This window comes from Ensifer sp. 22460 (assembly GCF_052044935.1).
Lineage (GTDB): Bacteria > Pseudomonadota > Alphaproteobacteria > Rhizobiales > Rhizobiaceae > Ensifer.
On record NZ_JBQENZ010000021.1, the window covers coordinates 1 to 16131 of the forward strand.

Genomic DNA, 16131 nt, shown 5'->3' on the forward strand with positions numbered 1-16131 from the left:
TGAAAACAGCAGGTCTTCGCCAGCTTTGCTCAGCCGAAGGGGGCGCTGACGACCTTGAACCTTGTCGGGGACCTCTTCGATCCATCCCGCGTCCAGCATCAGCTTGAGGTTTCTCGTCAAGGTGGAGCGATCGAGGCAGTTGGCTCGGCCGATTTCGGCACGCGTCGCGACGCCCATCCGCATGATTGAACCGAGTAAGGTGTGTTGCGAGGACACTAGGCCGAACGGCCGCAGTTCCTCGTCGAAGATGTTGGTCATAACGCGTGAGATAAGGCGCGCCCGCGAAATTACGCAGGCATCTTCCAGTTCCCGCAGCATTGCTCGTCTATCGTCGGGTAGGGAACGCAGGTTCATAGTCTCTCGATGATGCATCTACAACATGTAGTCAACCAGTATCGCGTTTCAAGGAGGATACGAAACCCTGATGTCTCAGCGCATGCCACGGGCGATGATCTGCATAAACGCCGGAACGTTCGCTCTCGCTGGAAGCTGCCGTTCGCCGTATCATCCGAGGACGGCAGCAGAGTCTCATTGAGGCCGTTGCCGCTCAGCGCCGCTCCACGTGAATGAATGGCAGCTTCTGGGCTCGGCGATCGGCGCGCTGAACGGCTCAAATGGGGGCGCAAAGCAGCCGTCCGCGATGCGAACCTCTATGTCCGGTTTGAGCCGAAAGCTGCCGAAACGAACGACCGCTGAAGCCGTCAGCCGAAATGAATATTGAAATCCTCTTGCAGAAAGTCCTAGGCACTGGAAATCCCAGGCGAATTCACACTAATATAACGTCGCCGAACAAGCTTCGGAAATTGGAAATATACTACTGCAAACCTTGAAATACTTCGGAGCAACCGTGCTTATCTACTCGGACGAAAACCTTGAGGTCATCCATCGCCCGGGCGCCTCGGCTTACCTCCTCATCACCTTCAACGAGATGGAAATCCAGGCAAACGGGAGCCGCTACTGGGGCCAGCGCTTTTGCGAGAAGGCGGATATCGCCGCCCTCGGCTTCATCAGCAAGCGTCCCAACTGGTTTCCGGCCGAAAGCGTGGTCAAGGCGGTCGAGGCTGCGGCGCCGATCCTGAAGGCAGCACCCGAGCGCATCCTCTACGGCCATTCTCAGGGCGGTTATGCAGCGCTTCGCTACCGCCGGCGTTTCAACGCCACGACAGCCATCGCCTTCTGCCCGCAAATCTCGATCAATCCCAAAGCCGTTCCCTACGACAATCGCTTTCTCAGGCATTTCTCGCCCGACCTGCACGCCAATATGGGCATCGCCCCCGACCATGCCGCCGGCCGCGCCTATCTCTTCTACGACCCGTTCCACGCGATCGATCGCAGGCATGCCGAGCGCATAGCGGAACTGCAGGCGGAAACGCATCTCGTGCCCGTACACATGACCGGTCATGGCACGGTCAGGGTCTTCACCGGAACGCAGCGCGCGCTTTCGCTGATCGATGCCTGCCGCGCCAATGACCTTGCTGCCCTGCGCGCCCTTGCCCGCTCCGCGCGGATCGACGCGCCGATGCGGCCTTACCAGAACGCCGTCGCCGCCATGGCCCGCCACCCGGCCTGGGCCGATCGCCTGCACGCCCGCTTCGGCGATCGCTTTGCCCCCACGGAGCAGGTCAACTTCCTCTTCCACCGCGCCAATCGCCATATCCGCGACGGCAACCTCGTCACCGCGCGCGACATGCTGACGAATGCCCTGTCGCTCCTGCCCGGCCACCCCGCCGTCACGCTTCGCCTGCGCGACCTCGACGCCCGCATCGGTCGCGAAGAAAAACTGGCGAAAGCGTCCTGAGGCGGCCGCCACGCCTCATCGGATTATGACAAGCTGCTCGGCGAGCAGGAACAGCGCGATCGCAATCATCGCCGCGCCTGAGAACTGGCTCACCAGACGGGCCACGCGCGGGCGCGTCCTGAGGACCATGCTCGAACCCGTGCCGACAAGCGAGTAGATCAGCGCGCAGTTGAGCATATGCACGGCCCCGAGCGCCGCGATCTGGCTCGGGATCGTCCAGCTCCCGTCGCGGCTGGTAAATTGCGGCAGCAGCGCGAGGAAAAGGAGTAGCGCCTTCGGGTTGATGCCGCTCGCCGCGAAACCGCGGACGATCCACCCGGTCCAGCTCCTGGCCGCCTGGTCTTCGCCGGCCACCGGGACAGGCGGATGGGCCAGAACCCCGACGCCGAGCCAAAGGAGATAGCCTGCCCCCAGCACGGTAAGCACTGTCAGGACCGCCGGAACGCCGGCGACGAGCGCGCCGACGCCGGCCGCGACCACCAGAGTGATCGCAAGATAGCCAAGCAGCATGCCGGAAACGGCCGGCATGATCGCCCTGTCTCGCAATCCCGCCGAGATCGCATAGGCCCAGTCTGCGCCGGGTGTCAGCACCAGCGAAAACGATATCGCCCAAAACGCCGTCAACAGACCCATTTCCATCTCGCGCCACCTTCCTTCGGATACCCGCGCCATCAAAGGAAGAATAGCGTTGCATCACGGGGATTAGCTCCCTATCTCTTGCCGAGATGTGGCATCTTGAGGCAATATCTCCCTCATGGATGATACGGACCGCAAGATTCTTGCTGAGCTTCAGAAGGACGGGAGACTGTCGGTTACCGAGCTCGGCGACCGCATCGGGCTCAGCCTTTCCCCCTGCCATCGCCGGGTCAGGGCGCTCGAGCAATCCGGCGTGATCAGCGACTATCGCGCCAATATCGATGCCGCCAAGGTCGGCCTCAATTTCTCGGCGATCGTCTTTGCGACGCTCAGGGAAGGCAGCCGCGAGAACGTGCATGCCTTCGAAAAGGCACTTTGGGCGATACCGGAAATCACGCAAGCCGAGCGTCTGTTTGGCGATCCCGACTACATGCTGCACGTGGTGACTGAGGACCTGAAGGCTTTCCAGGCGCTCTATGACGAGAGCCTGCTTGCGCTGCCGAGCGTGCTGCGCCTGACCTCTACCCTTGTGATGAAGAGCATCTTCCAGAACCGGCCGCTTCCTCTTTGAACGGCTGGCTCGCGCCGCCTCGGATGAACTGGTGCGCCACGGCTAAAGCGTCCTTTGCGTTCATCTGAACGCACGGCGCTCTGGCAGTTGCCGTCCGAGGTCTCAGCAGATTACAGCGCCGCGCGTCTTATCAGACGCGCAAAGGTCGCTGTAGCACTTTGATTTTCTGCATGCCTTTGTCCTTAAATCGAGGTCGATTAAGGAGACATGCAGTAGTGTACCGGCAGCCCTCGCCCACAGCGGAACAATCATGATGCACGCTCTGCCCCCTCTCGATGAAATCCGTGCGCTTGAAGAAGCACTGCACCGCCCGGAGGTTCGCCGGTCGCGTTCAGCCGTCGAGGCGCTGCTCGCCGAAGGCTTCGTCGAGTTCGGGGCTTCCGGTACGATCTATCATCGTGCGGAAATCATCGATCTGCTTGTGCAGGAGCCAGAGCAAGACGATGGCGAACTGCGCGCGAGCGATTACCGCCTGACCGCCATTTCGCCGGAAGCGTTGCTCTTGACCTACAGAACCCGTCGCAGGGAAAGCGATGGATCGGAGCGGCACGCGCTCAGAAGCTCTGTCTGGAAGCGAAACGGAACCAGGTGGCAGATGCTGTTCCACCAGGGAACGGTGACGGGAGCGGCCTGAGCGGGCCGTCCGAGCGCGACTTTCGCGATGACATGTCGGGATCGCGTGCCGCCATTCGTCTTCAAGGACAGACAAGCGATGGAGGACAACGATGACGATCACCATTACCGCTTTCGAACGGTCACCGGATCGCGGCAAGGGGCTCGCGCGTGACATGCGTGTCCGTTGGGCGCTCGAGGAAGTAGGCCTGCCCTACGAGGTTCGCCTTCTGTCGTTCAAGGCGATGAAGCAGCCGCCGCATCTCTCCCTTCAGCCCTTCGGCCAGATCCCGACCTATGAGGAAGGCGATCTCGCCCTCTTCGAGTCCGGAGCGATCGTGCTCCATATCGCCGAGCGCCATGCCGGCCTGTTGCCAGACGAAGCCAATGCCCGGGCGCGCGCGATCGCCTGGATGTTTGCCGCGCTCAACACCATCGAGCCGCCGGTCTTCGACCGTAATCTCGTCCAGATCCTCGAACGCAACGAGCCCTGGTACGAGCACCGCCTGCGTGCGCTCGACGAAACCATCCGCAGACGGCTTGGCGGCCTTTCCAATCACCTTGGCGATGCCGACTGGCTCGATGGCGCCTTCAGCGCCGGCGACCTCCTGATGGTGACGGTGCTGCGCCGGCTGCATGGATCAGGGATTCTTGAGGAATACCCGAACCTTGCTGCCTATGTCGCTCGCGGCGAAGCACGGCCGGCCTACAAGCGCGCCTTCGAGGCCCAGTTGGCGGTTTTCACCTCCGCATCGGCAGGCTAACCCGGAAGCGGCAACCGAGTTGCGTCACTCTGACAGAGCCGCATCACCCGGTTGACCTCTTTCTTCAAGTCTCCAGCGATCCCAGGGGTATGAGCCGCCGCCCTGAATTCAACCTGGCACCACACCTTTGACGGCCCAGGCGACCGCGACATAGGACCGTGGACCATCGACCTCGCCATCGAGATAGGCAGAACGGACCGCATCGCGAAGCCGCGTGCGCGCCGGCTCATTGAGTGTCGCGATATATTCGGCCCCTGGGCCATCCTTGCCGAGATAGGGCGTCCAGTAGTCGTCGAAGGAAGCGTACTCCATGCGGATCGCAAGCTCAGCCGTCTCGACCTCGACAAGGCCGGCCCTATGCCAGGCCGCCTCCAGTTCGCCAGGCCGGGTCATCGGGCGGGTGAAGGCGCGCTCGCGAAGCCGGCGGGCGGCGGGATCAAGGGCTGCCGCCGTATCGAGGAACAGGCGGCTGGCAGCGAAACCGCCGCGACCGTCCCACACGGTGGCAGCGACCGTTGCGCCAGGCCGCGCAACGCGGCGCATCTCCGCCACGGCCCGTTCCGGCTCAGAAACGAAATGCAGCATCAGCAGCGACAGGACCCGATCGAACGCCGCATCCTCAAAGGGCAGAGCGCATGCGTCGCCAATCTGGAAGGAGACGCGCGGATCCGGATTGCTGCGGCTGGCGTGTTCGATGTAGGGCGCTGCGCAATCCACCCCGCAGACGGCGGAAAGGTCGGGCCGCGCGGCCAACAGGAATGTCAGGCTGCCGGTGCCGCAGCCGACATCCAGCACCCGTTCGCCCGCCGCGGCTCCGGCAAATGCCAGGAAGGGCACGGCCAGCCTTCGGCTCCAGCGCCCCATCTGCAACTCATATCCGTCGCCAGTGTTGGCATTGAACGTCGATGCAGCCATCACAGCACACTCCAGCCAGCTGAACGGGCGAACTCTACCACAGGCTGGGCAAGCCGAGACATCGGTGCTGGCAAACTGCCGCGTCGATCGGTTTACCGGGTTCGAGACCGATCCCCGGCATGCGGAACCGGATCCGATCGCCGTTCGCGCGCGGCGGATATTTCGCCGTCCCCTCGGCAGGCCGGCCAGGCGGGGCGCCGCCCCGGCTCCATCGGCGCCGGATCGAACCGTGCCGCACCTCACCCTTCGTCCTGATGTCGCCGCCGACGCATGCAACCATGCCGCCGCGCTTCCTCGGGAGCGCAGCGGACAGGACCGCTCCTGCGAAATTCGATGGGGTATTTGCGATGAGCAGCACAGAACCGAAAGCATTCGCCCTCGCCGGCGTCGTCATGAAGCGTCTGTTGTCCGGCAGCCAGACCGACGGCCAGTTCTGCCTCTTCGAAAACGTCAGCGGCGGCGACACCAGGACGCCAATTCACGTCCACGCCAGCGACGACGAAACCGTCTACATCCTCGAGGGCGAACTGACTGCGGTAATCGGCGGGACTGCGCACCGGTTGACCGTGGGCCAGAGCATCTTTCTCCCGCGCCGCGTCCCCCACCAGCTCCTCAACGTCAGCCGCCGGCCGGCGCGCTACATCCTGATCGGCACGCCAGCCATCTTCGACCGGTTTCTGGAGGAAGCCGGCCGTGAACTTGGGCCCGGCGAAGCGGTCAAGCCACCGACATCGGAAGAGCTTGATCGGCTTCGGAGGACCGCGCCAAAGTTCGGCATCACCCTGCTTGCCGACTGGTCGGATCAAGATTGACCCGCCGCCAGCGCAGGCTGCGGCGGTTGGGGAAAGACCGGGCAATGCGACCGCCTCACCTGTCGCAAGGAGAGCGGAGACACACTCCCCTTTGTAAGCGCAGCACCCACTGGCATGGCGGATGTCTTGCGAAATTGCGGGCAGCGGCGATATCGGACATTCGATTTTCGAGCTACGATCGTCCGAACGGCACCGTCCAATCGGTGGCGTCCACGACGTTGGGGAGCGACAGACCATGACCCGCGATCAGATGCTCGCCCACCTTCGCGCCGCCGACGAAGTCGCGCGCGAGGCCGCCGCGCACGGCCATCATCCTTTCGGCGCGGTCCTGGTCGGCCCCGACGACAGCATCCTGATGCGCCAGGGCAATATCGACACCGTACGCCACGCCGAGACCGAGCTTAGCCGGCGTGCCGCGACCGCCTATCCGGCGAAATTCCTATGGTCCTGCACACTGGTTTCAACCGGCGAGCCCTGCGCCATGTGCACCGGCACGCTCTATTGGGCGAATATCGGTCGCCTGGTCTATGGCTTCGAGGAGGAAAAGCTCCTTGCCGAAACCAGCGACCACCCCGAAAACCCGACCATGAACCTCGCCTCGCGCACGGTGCTTGCCTCCGGCCAGAAGCCGATCGAGGTTTTTGGCCCCTTCCCCGAGATCGAGGACGAGCTACTCAGCCCCCACCGGACCTTCTGGCGCCGCTGATGCGGCGCGCCCGATGGAGTTAGACTGCAAACGTATCCCGCGGCCGGGTGTGACGAAGCGATTTAGGCGGGGCGTCGCCATATGTCCCTTCTCCCCGCCTGCGGCGAGACGGTGGCCGGCAGGCCGGACGAGCGGTCCAGAAGATGGGCGCCATCTACCTCACCCCTCCTTCTCCCGCGAAAGCCCCAAGTGCCAGTGCAGCTCCGTCAGCCCGCGTTTCAGCCAGGCGAGCTGCGGTTCCGGCATGGTGCGCAGCATCTCGTAATCCATGATGCAGACGTTGAAGACCGTCGTCTTCACCTGCGGTCCGTCCTGCAGTTTCAGGAGCACGCCTTCGACCTCCATCATCCGGTTGGCCGCCTGGCGGGCGCTCTTGGCGCGCTCGGCGCTGGTCTCGCCGGCAAAGCCCTTGACGCTGAAGAGCGACTGCGCCCTGACACTTGGAAAGGGGATGCCAGTGAGGCTGTAATAGCGCGCCATTTGCCGGGCGTACTCGTCGCCCGCCTCGCGCTCATGCGCCGTCAGCTTGCCGTCGAGGAACATGCGGCCGAGTGTGTAGCCGGCAAAGGGGCTCGCAACATCGACGTCGCGCTTGCCGGAAAAATGCATGCGCTTGCGCGCATCGAGCGCCACGGAGCGCACCTCCCGTTCGGTCTCGCCGTGTTTGATCTGCCCACCGGGATAACGTGCCACGTCGGCCTTGCGCGGCCGGCCGGCCCGGCTGGCGCGCTTGATGCGGATGCGTTCTGCCTTGGATGTCATCGTGTCGTTTCCTCGTTTCATTCATTCGTCATCGCTGCCTGGCCGACACCGCCGGCCCCGGCTTCGCGTTGAGCAAAATCAGTCCAAAAATCAAAAGCTTGCCGTCATCGGCTGGCGCCGCGCCTGTTCACCGCATGCAGCACCGACGTATGGTCACGGCGGAAGATGCGGCCGAGCGCCGGCAGCGACAGATCCTTACGCTCCTCGTAGACTGCCGCCATGCAGCGATGGCGCGGCTCGACCAGGCGGCGCTCGCGGCCAACGCCGATGATCTCCTCCCAGCTGATGCCGGGATAGGCGCCAAGCACATCCTCGATGATCTCGCGCACAGGCCGCCGGCTGAAGAGATCGCCGCCCGCCGCATCTGCCGCGCCGCAAATCACCCGCGCTTGCGAGAGAAGCCGCGCCTCCGCATCGGCGAGCGCCAGTTCCAGCTCCGCGATCCGCCGCGTCTGCCTGCGCACCTGAACCGCGACCAGGCCCGCCAGATCCTCGAGCGTCGCGGCGGGCGCCGCCTCGCCGCCAGTCACGGCCATCCCCGCGGAACCGCCGGCTCGGGCGTTACCTGACGCCGCCACGTTCTGCTTCACCTCGTCGCCTGCCGTCATCCGCATGGCCATAGCCTCTGCGCCGCTTTCCGCGCGCGCCTGTCCGCCGCGTCGCCGATGGCCCTTTCCCGCGTCGTCGTCACCGCCAGCCCCGGGCACGGCCCTCGCCCGCGCCGCAACGCCGCCTGTCCTGCCGCCTGCGGCTGTCTGTCCTGTCATGAATTCCGTTGCCTCAGGCTGCATGGTGGATCTCCCGGGTTGCAAACGTGCCTACGTTCTGGGTGGCCGCCTTGGCCGCTGCGTGCGTCCTCCGAAACGCTTCGAGCCTGGCGCGAACGCGGGCGCGACTGGCTTCGGAACGGGCAGCATCCCGGGGCTTGAGGGCGGTGATCGTCTCGCGCTTGCGGGCAAGCTCGGCCCGCACGCTCAGCGCCTCCGCCTTTGCCAGCGCCGCCAGCACCGGCGGCTTCGGGATCGTGCCCAAGAGCACATTGCCGTTGGCCGCATAGTCGCCGCGGATCAGCTTCTGCGTCGCCGCCGCTAGCCCACAGCCCGGCACGCTGGAAAGCGCATAGTGGTAGACGGCGAGGATCTTCTTCGGCTCGATCCCCTGCGGCATGGTCATGCCGGCCGTCTGCATCGCGTCGAGGCTGCGCAGCACCGCCGCCTCGCTTGCCGGCGCCAGCCGTTCAGTGAGCGCGGTAATCTCCCGGCTCAAGGTCGAAAGCCGGGCCTGCGCCGGCAAGGTCATCATTTCCAAAAGGGTCATTGTCTCGGTTTCCTTTGATTTCGTTTTCAATGGCTTGCCTGCATTCCCGCTGGTGGCGGGCAAAGGCGGTCTCGTGCGGCGGCGCCTGCTGGCGAGACCCTCGTCGCGGCGGTCCGGCGTCTCCGGCCCGGCCCGCCGCGGTTGATCGGCTCGCGACTTGGGGGCCGCCAGCCCTGGCTGGTCGGCCGGCATTGCGCATCCAGTTCCGCCAGGTGGCCGCCCAGTCTAGCTTGGTGGCATTGCGGCCGGATTTGGCGGTCCAGTAGTCGCGAAACTTGTCGAATTCGATTGTTGCCTCGGCCGGCCCGAAGCCGAGCCCGGCGGCAAACGCCCAGTCGGGCTCGAAGGTCGCGGGCAGCCGGCTGGCCCTGCGGCCGCGCCCCGACCGCGCTGCATTTTCCGCCCTCAGGTGGAGATCGAGCTGAGGGCCGCTCCCGGCCGGAGTCGTGTCGGGAGAGTTAGTTTCTTTAGGGGGTGCGGGGGAGCTTTCTTTATCAGAGAGGACACCCGCCGCTGTCGCCGTGACATCGCGTGACGTCACGCGCGCCCTGTGACGCTGCTGCCGTTCGCGATCGCCTGCCCGGCGCCGCTCGATCTCCGACTGCTGCCCGGCTTCGGCGGCGCGCACGGCGCAAAGGATCATCTCCGGCGACGCACCGGATTGAACCAGCGCCTCGACGATCGCGGTGATGCGCATGGCCGCTACTCCCCGCTCGGCCGGGATGCGGCCCTGGTCTTGCCGGTCGCCGCGGCAACAGCGCTGCCGCAGACGCGCACCAAAGGCGGCAGGAAACCCGCACCCTTGCTTTCCGCCTGCCCTCTAGAGCGCCGTGCGTTCGACCGAACGCACAAAGGACGCTCCAGCACTTTGATTCCAGAGCATCTTTCCGCCTCCAGTGTTTCCACTTGAGAGCGGGATGCTCTAGAGCGCCGTGCGTTCAACTGAACGCACAAAGGAGGCTCCAGCACTTTGATTCCAGAGCATCTTTCCGCCTCCAGCGTTTCCACTTGAAAGCGGGAGGCTCCAGGCCTTCCTGTCAGACTGTCCTGCGCCATGCCTTTTCCCATGCCTTCGCCTTTGGCCGCCCCGTCTGGCACGGCCATTCCATCGCGCTCATCGCGCGCCAAATCCGCTTGTCTCCCCACCCCGCCGACAAGCCGCTTCCAGCATCCGCCCCTGATGGGCGGACCGGTCAGGCCCTTCGGTCCGCACCGCGCATCCCAAAGGAATGCACGCGGGACGGCGGGCGCCACTTCGGGCTCGTGAGCCGGCACCGCACCCCCAAGGAGCGCAGCCGCCTGCTCCCGGCGCCCGGACCGCGCACGCCGCCAGCCGCAACCATTGCCGGTTCCGGAGGCATGCGCCGGTGACGGCTTGCCGGCGACGAATTGCAGCGAGAGGAGGAAAAGTGCTGACGGTTTCCCGCCCGCGTTCCGCTCGCGCCAATTTCGATCGCGCTCATGATGCCGGGCCGAGCCGACCCAAGATCATCGTAATCGAAGAGCGAGAGGCTCCGGGGAGGAAGCGGAACCTCTCGCCCGCTGCGCACCCCGAAATCGTTGCCGATCGGGAAGACAGCAGCTTTTCTCAAAATGCTCACCGCAATTGCTGCGGAGAGCGATCTGTGGGGCCATTGACAGCGCCGCGCGTCTTTTAAAAACGCTGGCGATGCCGGCCGCCGCCGGAAACTCAGGCGATTTGCACCGCTCATTTCCGTTGACATCCTATTCATAGTAGGATTTCCTACACTCATCAAGAGGAAATTTCCTATTGGACGTAAGAAACGGAATCTGGGATGCCAGTGCCATGGACGAATTGCGCCGCCTTATCCGGGAAGCAGTCGACGCGAAGAAGACGACCTACAAGGATCTGTCGATCGCGATCGCGAAGAACCACGCCTATATCCAACAATTCGTCGAGCGCGAGACACCGCGGGAACTGCGCGAGCGCGACGCGCGCACGATCGTCGATCTGATTCAGGGCGCCCCCGCCGCCGAAGCGGCACCGAGACGTGCGCCCGGCTTCGCACCGCAGATCGTGCCCGGCGAACAGCTCGTCGGCCATCGCGACCTACCGATCTTCGCCGCCGCGCAAGGCGGCGACGGCCACGTGATCGTCACCTTCGATGCGGTCGAATATGTCAAGCGCCCCTCGGTGCTTGAGGGCGTCAAGGGCGCCTACGGCATCTACCTCACCGGCAGCTCGATGATCCCGGCATACGAGCCCGGCGACATGGCGCTCGTCCACCCGCATCTGCCGCCGGCGCGCGACAAGGACGTGGTGCTCTATCACGTGCCGCCCGCCAACGACGCCGAAGCGATCATCAAGCGGCTGGTCTCCTTCAACGACCGCGAATGGACGCTCCGGCAGTACAACCCTTTCCTGGAATTCACCGAGAGCCGGGTCGAGTGGTCCTTCTGCCACCGGGTGGTCGGCAAATACAGCGCCCGCTAGAGCCTGCAGAGCCAAGCGACGATATCCTTGCATATTCAACGTGCTATATCGCTTACCTGATTCAAAGCAGCATGCCGACCACATAGCTGCTCACCCCCTGAACAGGGCCGCGATGGGCGCCAGCTTGTCTCGACGACTGGCAGTGGGGTAGCGAGTCCCGACCACAGGCACGTCAATTCTGCACCATGTGCCAGCTGATCCAGGGACAAATCCCGCACGCCACAGGCACTGGCTGGTTCGCCCCTCACCGCCAGGCGAGGATGCCGCGGGCAAGGCATCGCCTCGGGGCAGTCCTCAACACTTCGCCATGCAATCGCCGCCGTTCCGCATGCCGTCACAAAGCGTTCGGTCCGCTGCCTCCTGCCACTTGACACTCAGGCCGCCATCCCCTCCTCGATCTCCATCGGCAGGTCGCCCGACATGAAGAGCAGCGTGGCGTCCTCGAACTCCCCGGTCGCGAGATCGCCTGAGCGGCTGAAGGCCACGACGCCCACCTTGGTCGCTGCCAGCCTTTCGGCCAGCCGCACCGCATGTTCGGCCCCGGTCGCCTGCACCGGATTGTCGGCAAGCAGCGCCCCGCGGCTCCCCAGCGTGAAGCTCTGAACCACGAAATAGGTGATCATCCCATGCTCCTTTTCCGCCACCTGGAATGGCGGCTCCAAGGTGGCGCAATCAATCGAACAAAACAAGAACAAATAATCGCCTATCGACAACTCAAAGCGGCCGCGCGAAGAAAATTCCTGCCGGCAGTGCCTTTCCTATTGACGTATAAATAGGAATTTTCCTATATTGCCACAGAACGAAACCGGAGGGACCGATGGCACCCGCAAGGGCGCGCCAGCGCGCACCTCGAACAGGCCGAGGTGAACGATGCCCGACGTGTTGATCGCGGATGCTGTGACAGGCCCCGCCCCGTTCCTTCACGGGCGCGAGGTCATTCTCGCCGTCATGACGCTCGGCACCGGCTATTTTTGCGAGGAGACAGACACGGTCGGCACCACCTACCGCACCGCTGCCGATTGGCTTCGGGTCCACGATGGCGAGCATGTCGCAAAGCCGCTTCGATCTCGACGTCCTCCACGGCGAAGACGTGACCGAGACGGTCGCCGACGCCTGGCTCGAAGGCTACGACCAGAGCCCGCAAGAGGAGCACAAGCTGCCGGCCCTTGTCCGCACCTCCGACGCCTGGGAGCGCTGGTGCGCGGATTTCGACGCGGAACGCTCCCCCTACAGCCAGGCCGTCCACGGCACCCTCAACCACCGCCAGCAGTTCGGTGCCGATCTCAGATGACCATGACGCTCGACAAGTCCGCCCTCTTCGCCGCCATGGAAGCCTTCTGGGAAGCCGAAGGCGGCAATGAGCGCGGCGTGGAAGCCGCGATATCCGCCTATCTGCAGCGCCAGAACCTCACCGCTTTCAACGACATGGCCACGCGCAAGCGCGCCGCATTGGCCGCGGCAACCGCCCGGTCGCATGGATCCGCTCGCGGGCATGACGACGGCGCAAAGTGCCCAATATTGGCAATCATTATTAATTTGCAAAAATGCTAATAAAGTAAGCGGGGAGCATCAAGAGGAGAGAATCGATGCCGCGCCTTGCTCAATTGTATTTCAAGACCGCAATCATATTCCTGATCATCGGCCTCTGTATCGGCCTGCACATGGCGATCAGCCAGGACCATGCCGCCACGCCGGCGCATGCCCATACAAACCTGCTCGGCTGGGTCACGATGGCGATTTTCGGCATCTATTATGCGCTCAATCCCGCCAAGGCCGAGCGCCGGCTCGCCATGATCCAATACTACGTCTACACCTCAGGCGTCGCCGTGCTGGTGCCGGCGCTCTATCTGATGGTCACCGGCAGGCCCGAGATCGAACCCATCGTCGCCGCAGCCTCGATCGTCGCCTTCGTCGGCGTGCTCCTGTTTGCAGTCGTCATCTTTTCGAGCAGCGAAACGGTCGCTCAGCCGAACGCCTTGCGGCCGCGATAACGCTCGTCCGGGCACCGACCGCACCACCGTTGAGCGCGAACACAGGAAAGGCCGAAGTGCCTTTCCTGTGTCGGGTTCTTGCGCCCTAGATCATTTCATTGTTTCATCGAAACACTGAAATGATCTAAGTCTTTGAAATTACGCAATTCTGAACGGAAAACCGTTTCTCACTTTTCCTGGAATTGCTCTATTTCGAGGTCGACTTCAGCACCCGGTGCGTCGCGTCGTCGAGTGCATGGCCGGTCTCGGCACCATCCTGCCGAAAGCCGCGCGCCGTGTTGCCGCAGGCCGATAGGGCAAGAAGCGCTACAGCGCCGCGCGTCTTATCAGACGCGCAAAGGTCGCTGTAGCACTTTGAATTGCTGCATGTTCTTGTCCTTTAATCGGGTACGATTAAAGGAAACATGCAGTAGGCAGAGGACCATGAGCATCGTCTTTGACATCATCGTCTCCGTCAGTTTCTCCTTTCGGAAATGCGGCGGAACGCGGCAAAGCCAATCGGCCCTGCTCAAGACCGAACACCGCGAAAGACGGGCGCGGCGGCGATGGCCCGCTGCTCGGCTCTTCTCAGGATTTATTTTGGCGAGCGTACCGGAATCGCCGAATCAGGCCTTCCCCCGACTGGCGGATGCGCGTTAGCTTCCGTACCGCGCAGTACGTTCTTTCTGACTGCGCTTCCCCGCACCCCGAGCCATTTTGGGTGCTCGCTTGCCCCGCCCTCGTGCGGGGCTCTTTCTTTTTTGCGGTTTGTCGCGCGCGTCAGTCGACCTTGAATACGGCGTCGCCGACAAAGACGATCACATATTGCCCGGCTTCGCCCGCGCGCGCCCAGCGCTGCAGCGTCTCGGCATAGGGCGTCTGCTTCCAGATTTCCGGATAATCCGGATCGACGAGAACGGTGACCTGCGGCCCCTGCCGATAGATCATCATGCGCGAGGGCGCCGGATCCCAGGTGTCGTCCAGGCCCTCATCCGTGCGCCAAAGACAGAGGAAGTCGCGACAGAGCTGCGGCCGCTGCTCATAGATCCGGCACCCCTCACCGTCGATGCAATGCCGGCACCAGTCGTTTGCCGGTTTTTCCAACGCGTCGATATCCGGCAGCCGGCAGCAAAGTGTGCAGGTGCCGCAAGCACGCTCGCCGAGCGGTGTGGATGTCGAAGAGGTCGGAATGATCATCGGCGGACGCTATATCACATTGCCCTTCCTCAAGGGAACGGACCAGCGGCGTTCACCCCATTGCGGCGAGCCAGGCACGAGCATCACGCCGCCGCCTCGCACTGCGGAATACGGAACGAGGAGCATTTGCCGCGTGTCCTTTGCGCGGCGCAGGCAATTCCCGACTGCGCCCTCGACCGCGCCCCCTGACCGCACCAAGCGCGCGGTCGAGACAGGGAGACACGTTAGAGCAATTCCAGGAAAAGTGCGAAACGGTTTTCCGTCCAGAATTGCGTAATTTCAAAGACTTAGATCACTTCAGTGTTTCGATGAAACAATGAAGTGATCTAGCGGATGCGCGGGCAACCGCTGCGGTTGGCGAGATAGATCCTGGCGTATTGTCCACGCCGTCCGATGCCCTCGACGACGATTCGGTTGCGGCTCATTCCGGCGATCTCGGGATCACGCATGCCATAGCCATAGGCGCGGCGAATGGCCTGGCGGGCGCTGCAGCCGCGCCGCGGGCTGTAGTAATCGTCGTCATAGCGGCGTTCGCGCCGATAGTCCCGATCCCAGTCGCCATCGTCGCCGCGAGGTCCGATGTAGAGATCAAGGGACTGCGCCGGAGATACCGAAGGCAGCGCCGTGACGGCGCCTACGGCGCCTGCGGCGACCAGGAGCACGGCCAGAAGTTTGCTCATCTTGTGTGTCATATCAGTCTCCTCCACCCGCTACCCATTGAGAGGACCTCAAGGCTAGCCCAGTGAACGTGAATGCAGGAGTAACCAACGACCCGCCAAAAAGTTGCGATGGTCGCGTCATGGCGAGCGAAATCGGCTGCGTTCAAGCGCGGTTCCGGTGGAAATGGAAGGTCTTGCGGTCGGTCTCGCCTTGCCGGAACCCCTTGTCCGCCAGGATCGCCTTCAATTCCTCGACCTTCGCCTCGCCGATGACATGCGGGTGCAGTTCCACCAGGATATCCCTGACCGAGCCGAAATCGGCAACGCGCAGCAATTCATCCTCGCTGCCTTCCACATCCATGATCAGCACATCGGGGCGATAGGTCTGGAGTACCTCGGAGAAGACGTCGCTTTCGATCTCCACTTTCGCGCCCGGCAGCTGACGGTCGTAGGCGCTCGACGAAATGATGTTGTCGCTCCGGTAGAAGGAGATCCTGCGCCCGTCGGACGTCATGGCTCTGAGCCGCAAGGCGGGCTCGATGCCGTTCAGCTGGAAGTTCTCGCGGATCAGCGGCTCCAGCGACGCATTGGCCTCATAGGTCAGCACGTTCGAAGCGCCGCAGATCCTTGCCGCAAGCAGCGCGATGAAGCCGACGCCGGTGCCGACTTCCAGCACCTTCGAGCCGGGCTTTAGCAGCCGAAGCAGGATGTTGCGTTCCGTATCCTCGTAGACTTCGCGATACATCAGGTCGCGCACGACGGCCGGAACGCGCGCCGCGTCGGACACCAGCCGGATGCGGTCGATCGTCACCGTGCGCGCATTGGTGAAGTAACGAATTTTCTTTCGGATCGAACGAAGGAGACGCTTCATGCTCTGCCCCAAGGATCTTTTCACCGCCAGTTAGTACGATTTTGCGCTCTAGAGACAGGCAATGCGCCACTCGCGGCATCGCCGGG

Annotated in this window: 22 protein-coding genes and 1 pseudogene; 11 read left to right on the forward strand and 12 right to left on the reverse strand. The window is 63.5% G+C overall.

Features of this window, described 5'->3' with window-relative positions:
• Positions 1-318 (reverse strand): MarR family winged helix-turn-helix transcriptional regulator (locus tag ACTJKM_RS23430; RefSeq protein ID WP_440661100.1); only part of this gene is annotated, 318 nt, incomplete at its 3' end.
• A 529-nt stretch (positions 319-847) separates the two neighbouring features.
• Here ACTJKM_RS23430 and ACTJKM_RS23435 point away from each other — a divergent pair.
• Positions 848-1798: a hypothetical protein gene (locus ACTJKM_RS23435; protein WP_058325764.1), complete on the forward strand. Its 951-nt coding sequence runs from the start codon at positions 848-850 to the stop codon at positions 1796-1798.
• 15 nt (positions 1799-1813) lie between these two features.
• Here the strand turns inward: ACTJKM_RS23435 and ACTJKM_RS23440 are convergent, their stop codons facing one another.
• Positions 1814-2437 carry a LysE family translocator gene (locus ACTJKM_RS23440; RefSeq protein WP_058325758.1) on the reverse strand — a complete coding sequence of 208 codons (624 nt, stop codon included), beginning with the start codon at positions 2435-2437 and terminating at the stop codon, positions 1814-1816.
• Positions 2438-2552: 115 nt separating this feature from the next.
• Here ACTJKM_RS23440 and ACTJKM_RS23445 point away from each other — a divergent pair, with 115 nt between their 5' ends.
• The 3 genes from ACTJKM_RS23445 (at position 2553) to ACTJKM_RS23455 (ending at position 4381) form a co-directional block, all read left to right on the forward strand.
• The gene (locus ACTJKM_RS23445; RefSeq protein ID WP_057253994.1) at positions 2553-3005 is read left to right on the forward strand and encodes an Lrp/AsnC family transcriptional regulator; all 453 of its coding nucleotides are present in this window, start codon (positions 2553-2555) and stop codon (positions 3003-3005) included.
• Between the two features lie 253 nt (positions 3006-3258).
• Positions 3259-3639: a nuclear transport factor 2 family protein gene (locus tag ACTJKM_RS23450; protein ID WP_058325765.1), complete on the forward strand. Its 381-nt coding sequence runs from the start codon at positions 3259-3261 to the stop codon at positions 3637-3639.
• A gap of 91 nt (positions 3640-3730) precedes the next feature.
• Complete coding sequence (locus ACTJKM_RS23455; RefSeq protein ID WP_057253992.1) at positions 3731-4381, forward strand: glutathione S-transferase family protein; 651 nt, start codon at positions 3731-3733, stop codon at positions 4379-4381.
• Positions 4382-4489: 108 nt separating this feature from the next.
• On the opposite strand, the gene ACTJKM_RS23460 is transcribed toward ACTJKM_RS23455, so the two are convergent.
• The gene (locus ACTJKM_RS23460; RefSeq protein WP_058325759.1) at positions 4490-5296 is read right to left on the reverse strand and encodes a class I SAM-dependent methyltransferase; all 807 of its coding nucleotides are present in this window, start codon (positions 5294-5296) and stop codon (positions 4490-4492) included.
• A 347-nt stretch (positions 5297-5643) separates the two neighbouring features.
• Here ACTJKM_RS23460 and ACTJKM_RS23465 point away from each other — a divergent pair, with 347 nt between their 5' ends.
• Entirely contained in the window at positions 5644-6108 is a 465-nt protein-coding gene (locus ACTJKM_RS23465; RefSeq protein WP_058325766.1) for a cupin domain-containing protein, read from the forward strand.
• 235 nt (positions 6109-6343) lie between these two features.
• Positions 6344-6814, forward strand: a complete 471-nt coding sequence (locus tag ACTJKM_RS23470) for a nucleoside deaminase (RefSeq protein ID WP_057254438.1) — start codon at positions 6344-6346, stop codon at positions 6812-6814.
• A gap of 159 nt (positions 6815-6973) precedes the next feature.
• On the opposite strand, the gene ACTJKM_RS23475 is transcribed toward ACTJKM_RS23470, so the two are convergent.
• The 4 genes from ACTJKM_RS23475 to ACTJKM_RS23490 form a co-directional block, all read right to left on the reverse strand.
• Positions 6974-7576: a hypothetical protein gene (locus ACTJKM_RS23475; protein ID WP_058325760.1), complete on the reverse strand. Its 603-nt coding sequence runs from the start codon at positions 7574-7576 to the stop codon at positions 6974-6976.
• 104 nt (positions 7577-7680) lie between these two features.
• Positions 7681-8367 (reverse strand): helix-turn-helix domain-containing protein, encoded by a 687-nt coding sequence (locus ACTJKM_RS23480; RefSeq protein WP_440661102.1) that lies wholly within the window; start codon positions 8365-8367, stop codon positions 7681-7683.
• Positions 8357-8893, reverse strand: coding sequence for a hypothetical protein (locus tag ACTJKM_RS23485; protein ID WP_156436761.1), 537 nt, complete (start codon positions 8891-8893; stop codon positions 8357-8359). The genes ACTJKM_RS23480 and ACTJKM_RS23485 overlap by 11 nt, the downstream gene beginning before the upstream one ends.
• On the reverse strand, positions 8814-9590 hold the full coding sequence (locus ACTJKM_RS23490; protein WP_440661104.1) for a hypothetical protein: 777 nt from the start codon (positions 9588-9590) through the stop codon (positions 8814-8816). Before ACTJKM_RS23490 ends, ACTJKM_RS23485 begins: the two co-directional genes overlap by 80 nt.
• 1110 nt (positions 9591-10700) lie before the next feature.
• On the opposite strand from ACTJKM_RS23490, the gene ACTJKM_RS23495 reads away from it, so the two are divergent.
• Positions 10701-11348 (forward strand): S24 family peptidase, encoded by a 648-nt coding sequence (locus ACTJKM_RS23495; protein WP_057253980.1) that lies wholly within the window; start codon positions 10701-10703, stop codon positions 11346-11348.
• A gap of 374 nt (positions 11349-11722) precedes the next feature.
• On the opposite strand, the gene ACTJKM_RS23500 is transcribed toward ACTJKM_RS23495, so the two are convergent.
• Positions 11723-11971, reverse strand: coding sequence for a hypothetical protein (locus tag ACTJKM_RS23500; protein ID WP_057253978.1), 249 nt, complete (start codon positions 11969-11971; stop codon positions 11723-11725).
• Positions 11972-12393: 422 nt separating this feature from the next.
• On the opposite strand from ACTJKM_RS23500, the gene ACTJKM_RS23505 reads away from it, so the two are divergent.
• Genes ACTJKM_RS23505 through ACTJKM_RS23515 form a run of 3 tightly spaced genes read left to right on the forward strand, consistent with a single transcriptional unit; the run spans position 12394 to position 13339 of the window.
• Positions 12394-12639, forward strand: a complete 246-nt coding sequence (locus ACTJKM_RS23505; RefSeq protein WP_058327071.1) for a hypothetical protein — start codon at positions 12394-12396, stop codon at positions 12637-12639.
• Complete coding sequence (locus ACTJKM_RS23510; RefSeq protein ID WP_110881668.1) at positions 12636-12899, forward strand: hypothetical protein; 264 nt, start codon at positions 12636-12638, stop codon at positions 12897-12899. The genes ACTJKM_RS23505 and ACTJKM_RS23510 overlap by 4 nt, the downstream gene beginning before the upstream one ends.
• 35 nt (positions 12900-12934) lie before the next feature.
• Entirely contained in the window at positions 12935-13339 is a 405-nt protein-coding gene (locus tag ACTJKM_RS23515; RefSeq protein ID WP_058323279.1) for a hypothetical protein, read from the forward strand.
• 187 nt (positions 13340-13526) lie between these two features.
• On the opposite strand, the pseudogene ACTJKM_RS23520 reads toward ACTJKM_RS23515, so the two are convergent.
• Positions 13527-13649: pseudogene (locus ACTJKM_RS23520) on the reverse strand (entericidin); the annotation flags it as partial.
• 113 nt (positions 13650-13762) lie between these two features.
• Between ACTJKM_RS23520 and ACTJKM_RS23525 the strand changes: the two are divergent.
• Complete coding sequence (locus tag ACTJKM_RS23525) at positions 13763-13978, forward strand: hypothetical protein (protein WP_197423431.1); 216 nt, start codon at positions 13763-13765, stop codon at positions 13976-13978.
• Positions 13979-14098: 120 nt separating this feature from the next.
• On the opposite strand, the gene ACTJKM_RS23530 is transcribed toward ACTJKM_RS23525, so the two are convergent.
• From ACTJKM_RS23530 to ACTJKM_RS23540, 3 genes are all read right to left on the reverse strand, one after another.
• Complete coding sequence (locus ACTJKM_RS23530; protein ID WP_058327072.1) at positions 14099-14515, reverse strand: hypothetical protein; 417 nt, start codon at positions 14513-14515, stop codon at positions 14099-14101.
• A 326-nt stretch (positions 14516-14841) separates the two neighbouring features.
• Complete coding sequence (locus ACTJKM_RS23535) at positions 14842-15207, reverse strand: hypothetical protein (protein WP_057253970.1); 366 nt, start codon at positions 15205-15207, stop codon at positions 14842-14844.
• Positions 15208-15337: 130 nt separating this feature from the next.
• Positions 15338-16045 (reverse strand): FkbM family methyltransferase, encoded by a 708-nt coding sequence (locus ACTJKM_RS23540; protein ID WP_440661108.1) that lies wholly within the window; start codon positions 16043-16045, stop codon positions 15338-15340.
• Between the last annotated feature and the right edge of the window lie 86 nt (positions 16046-16131).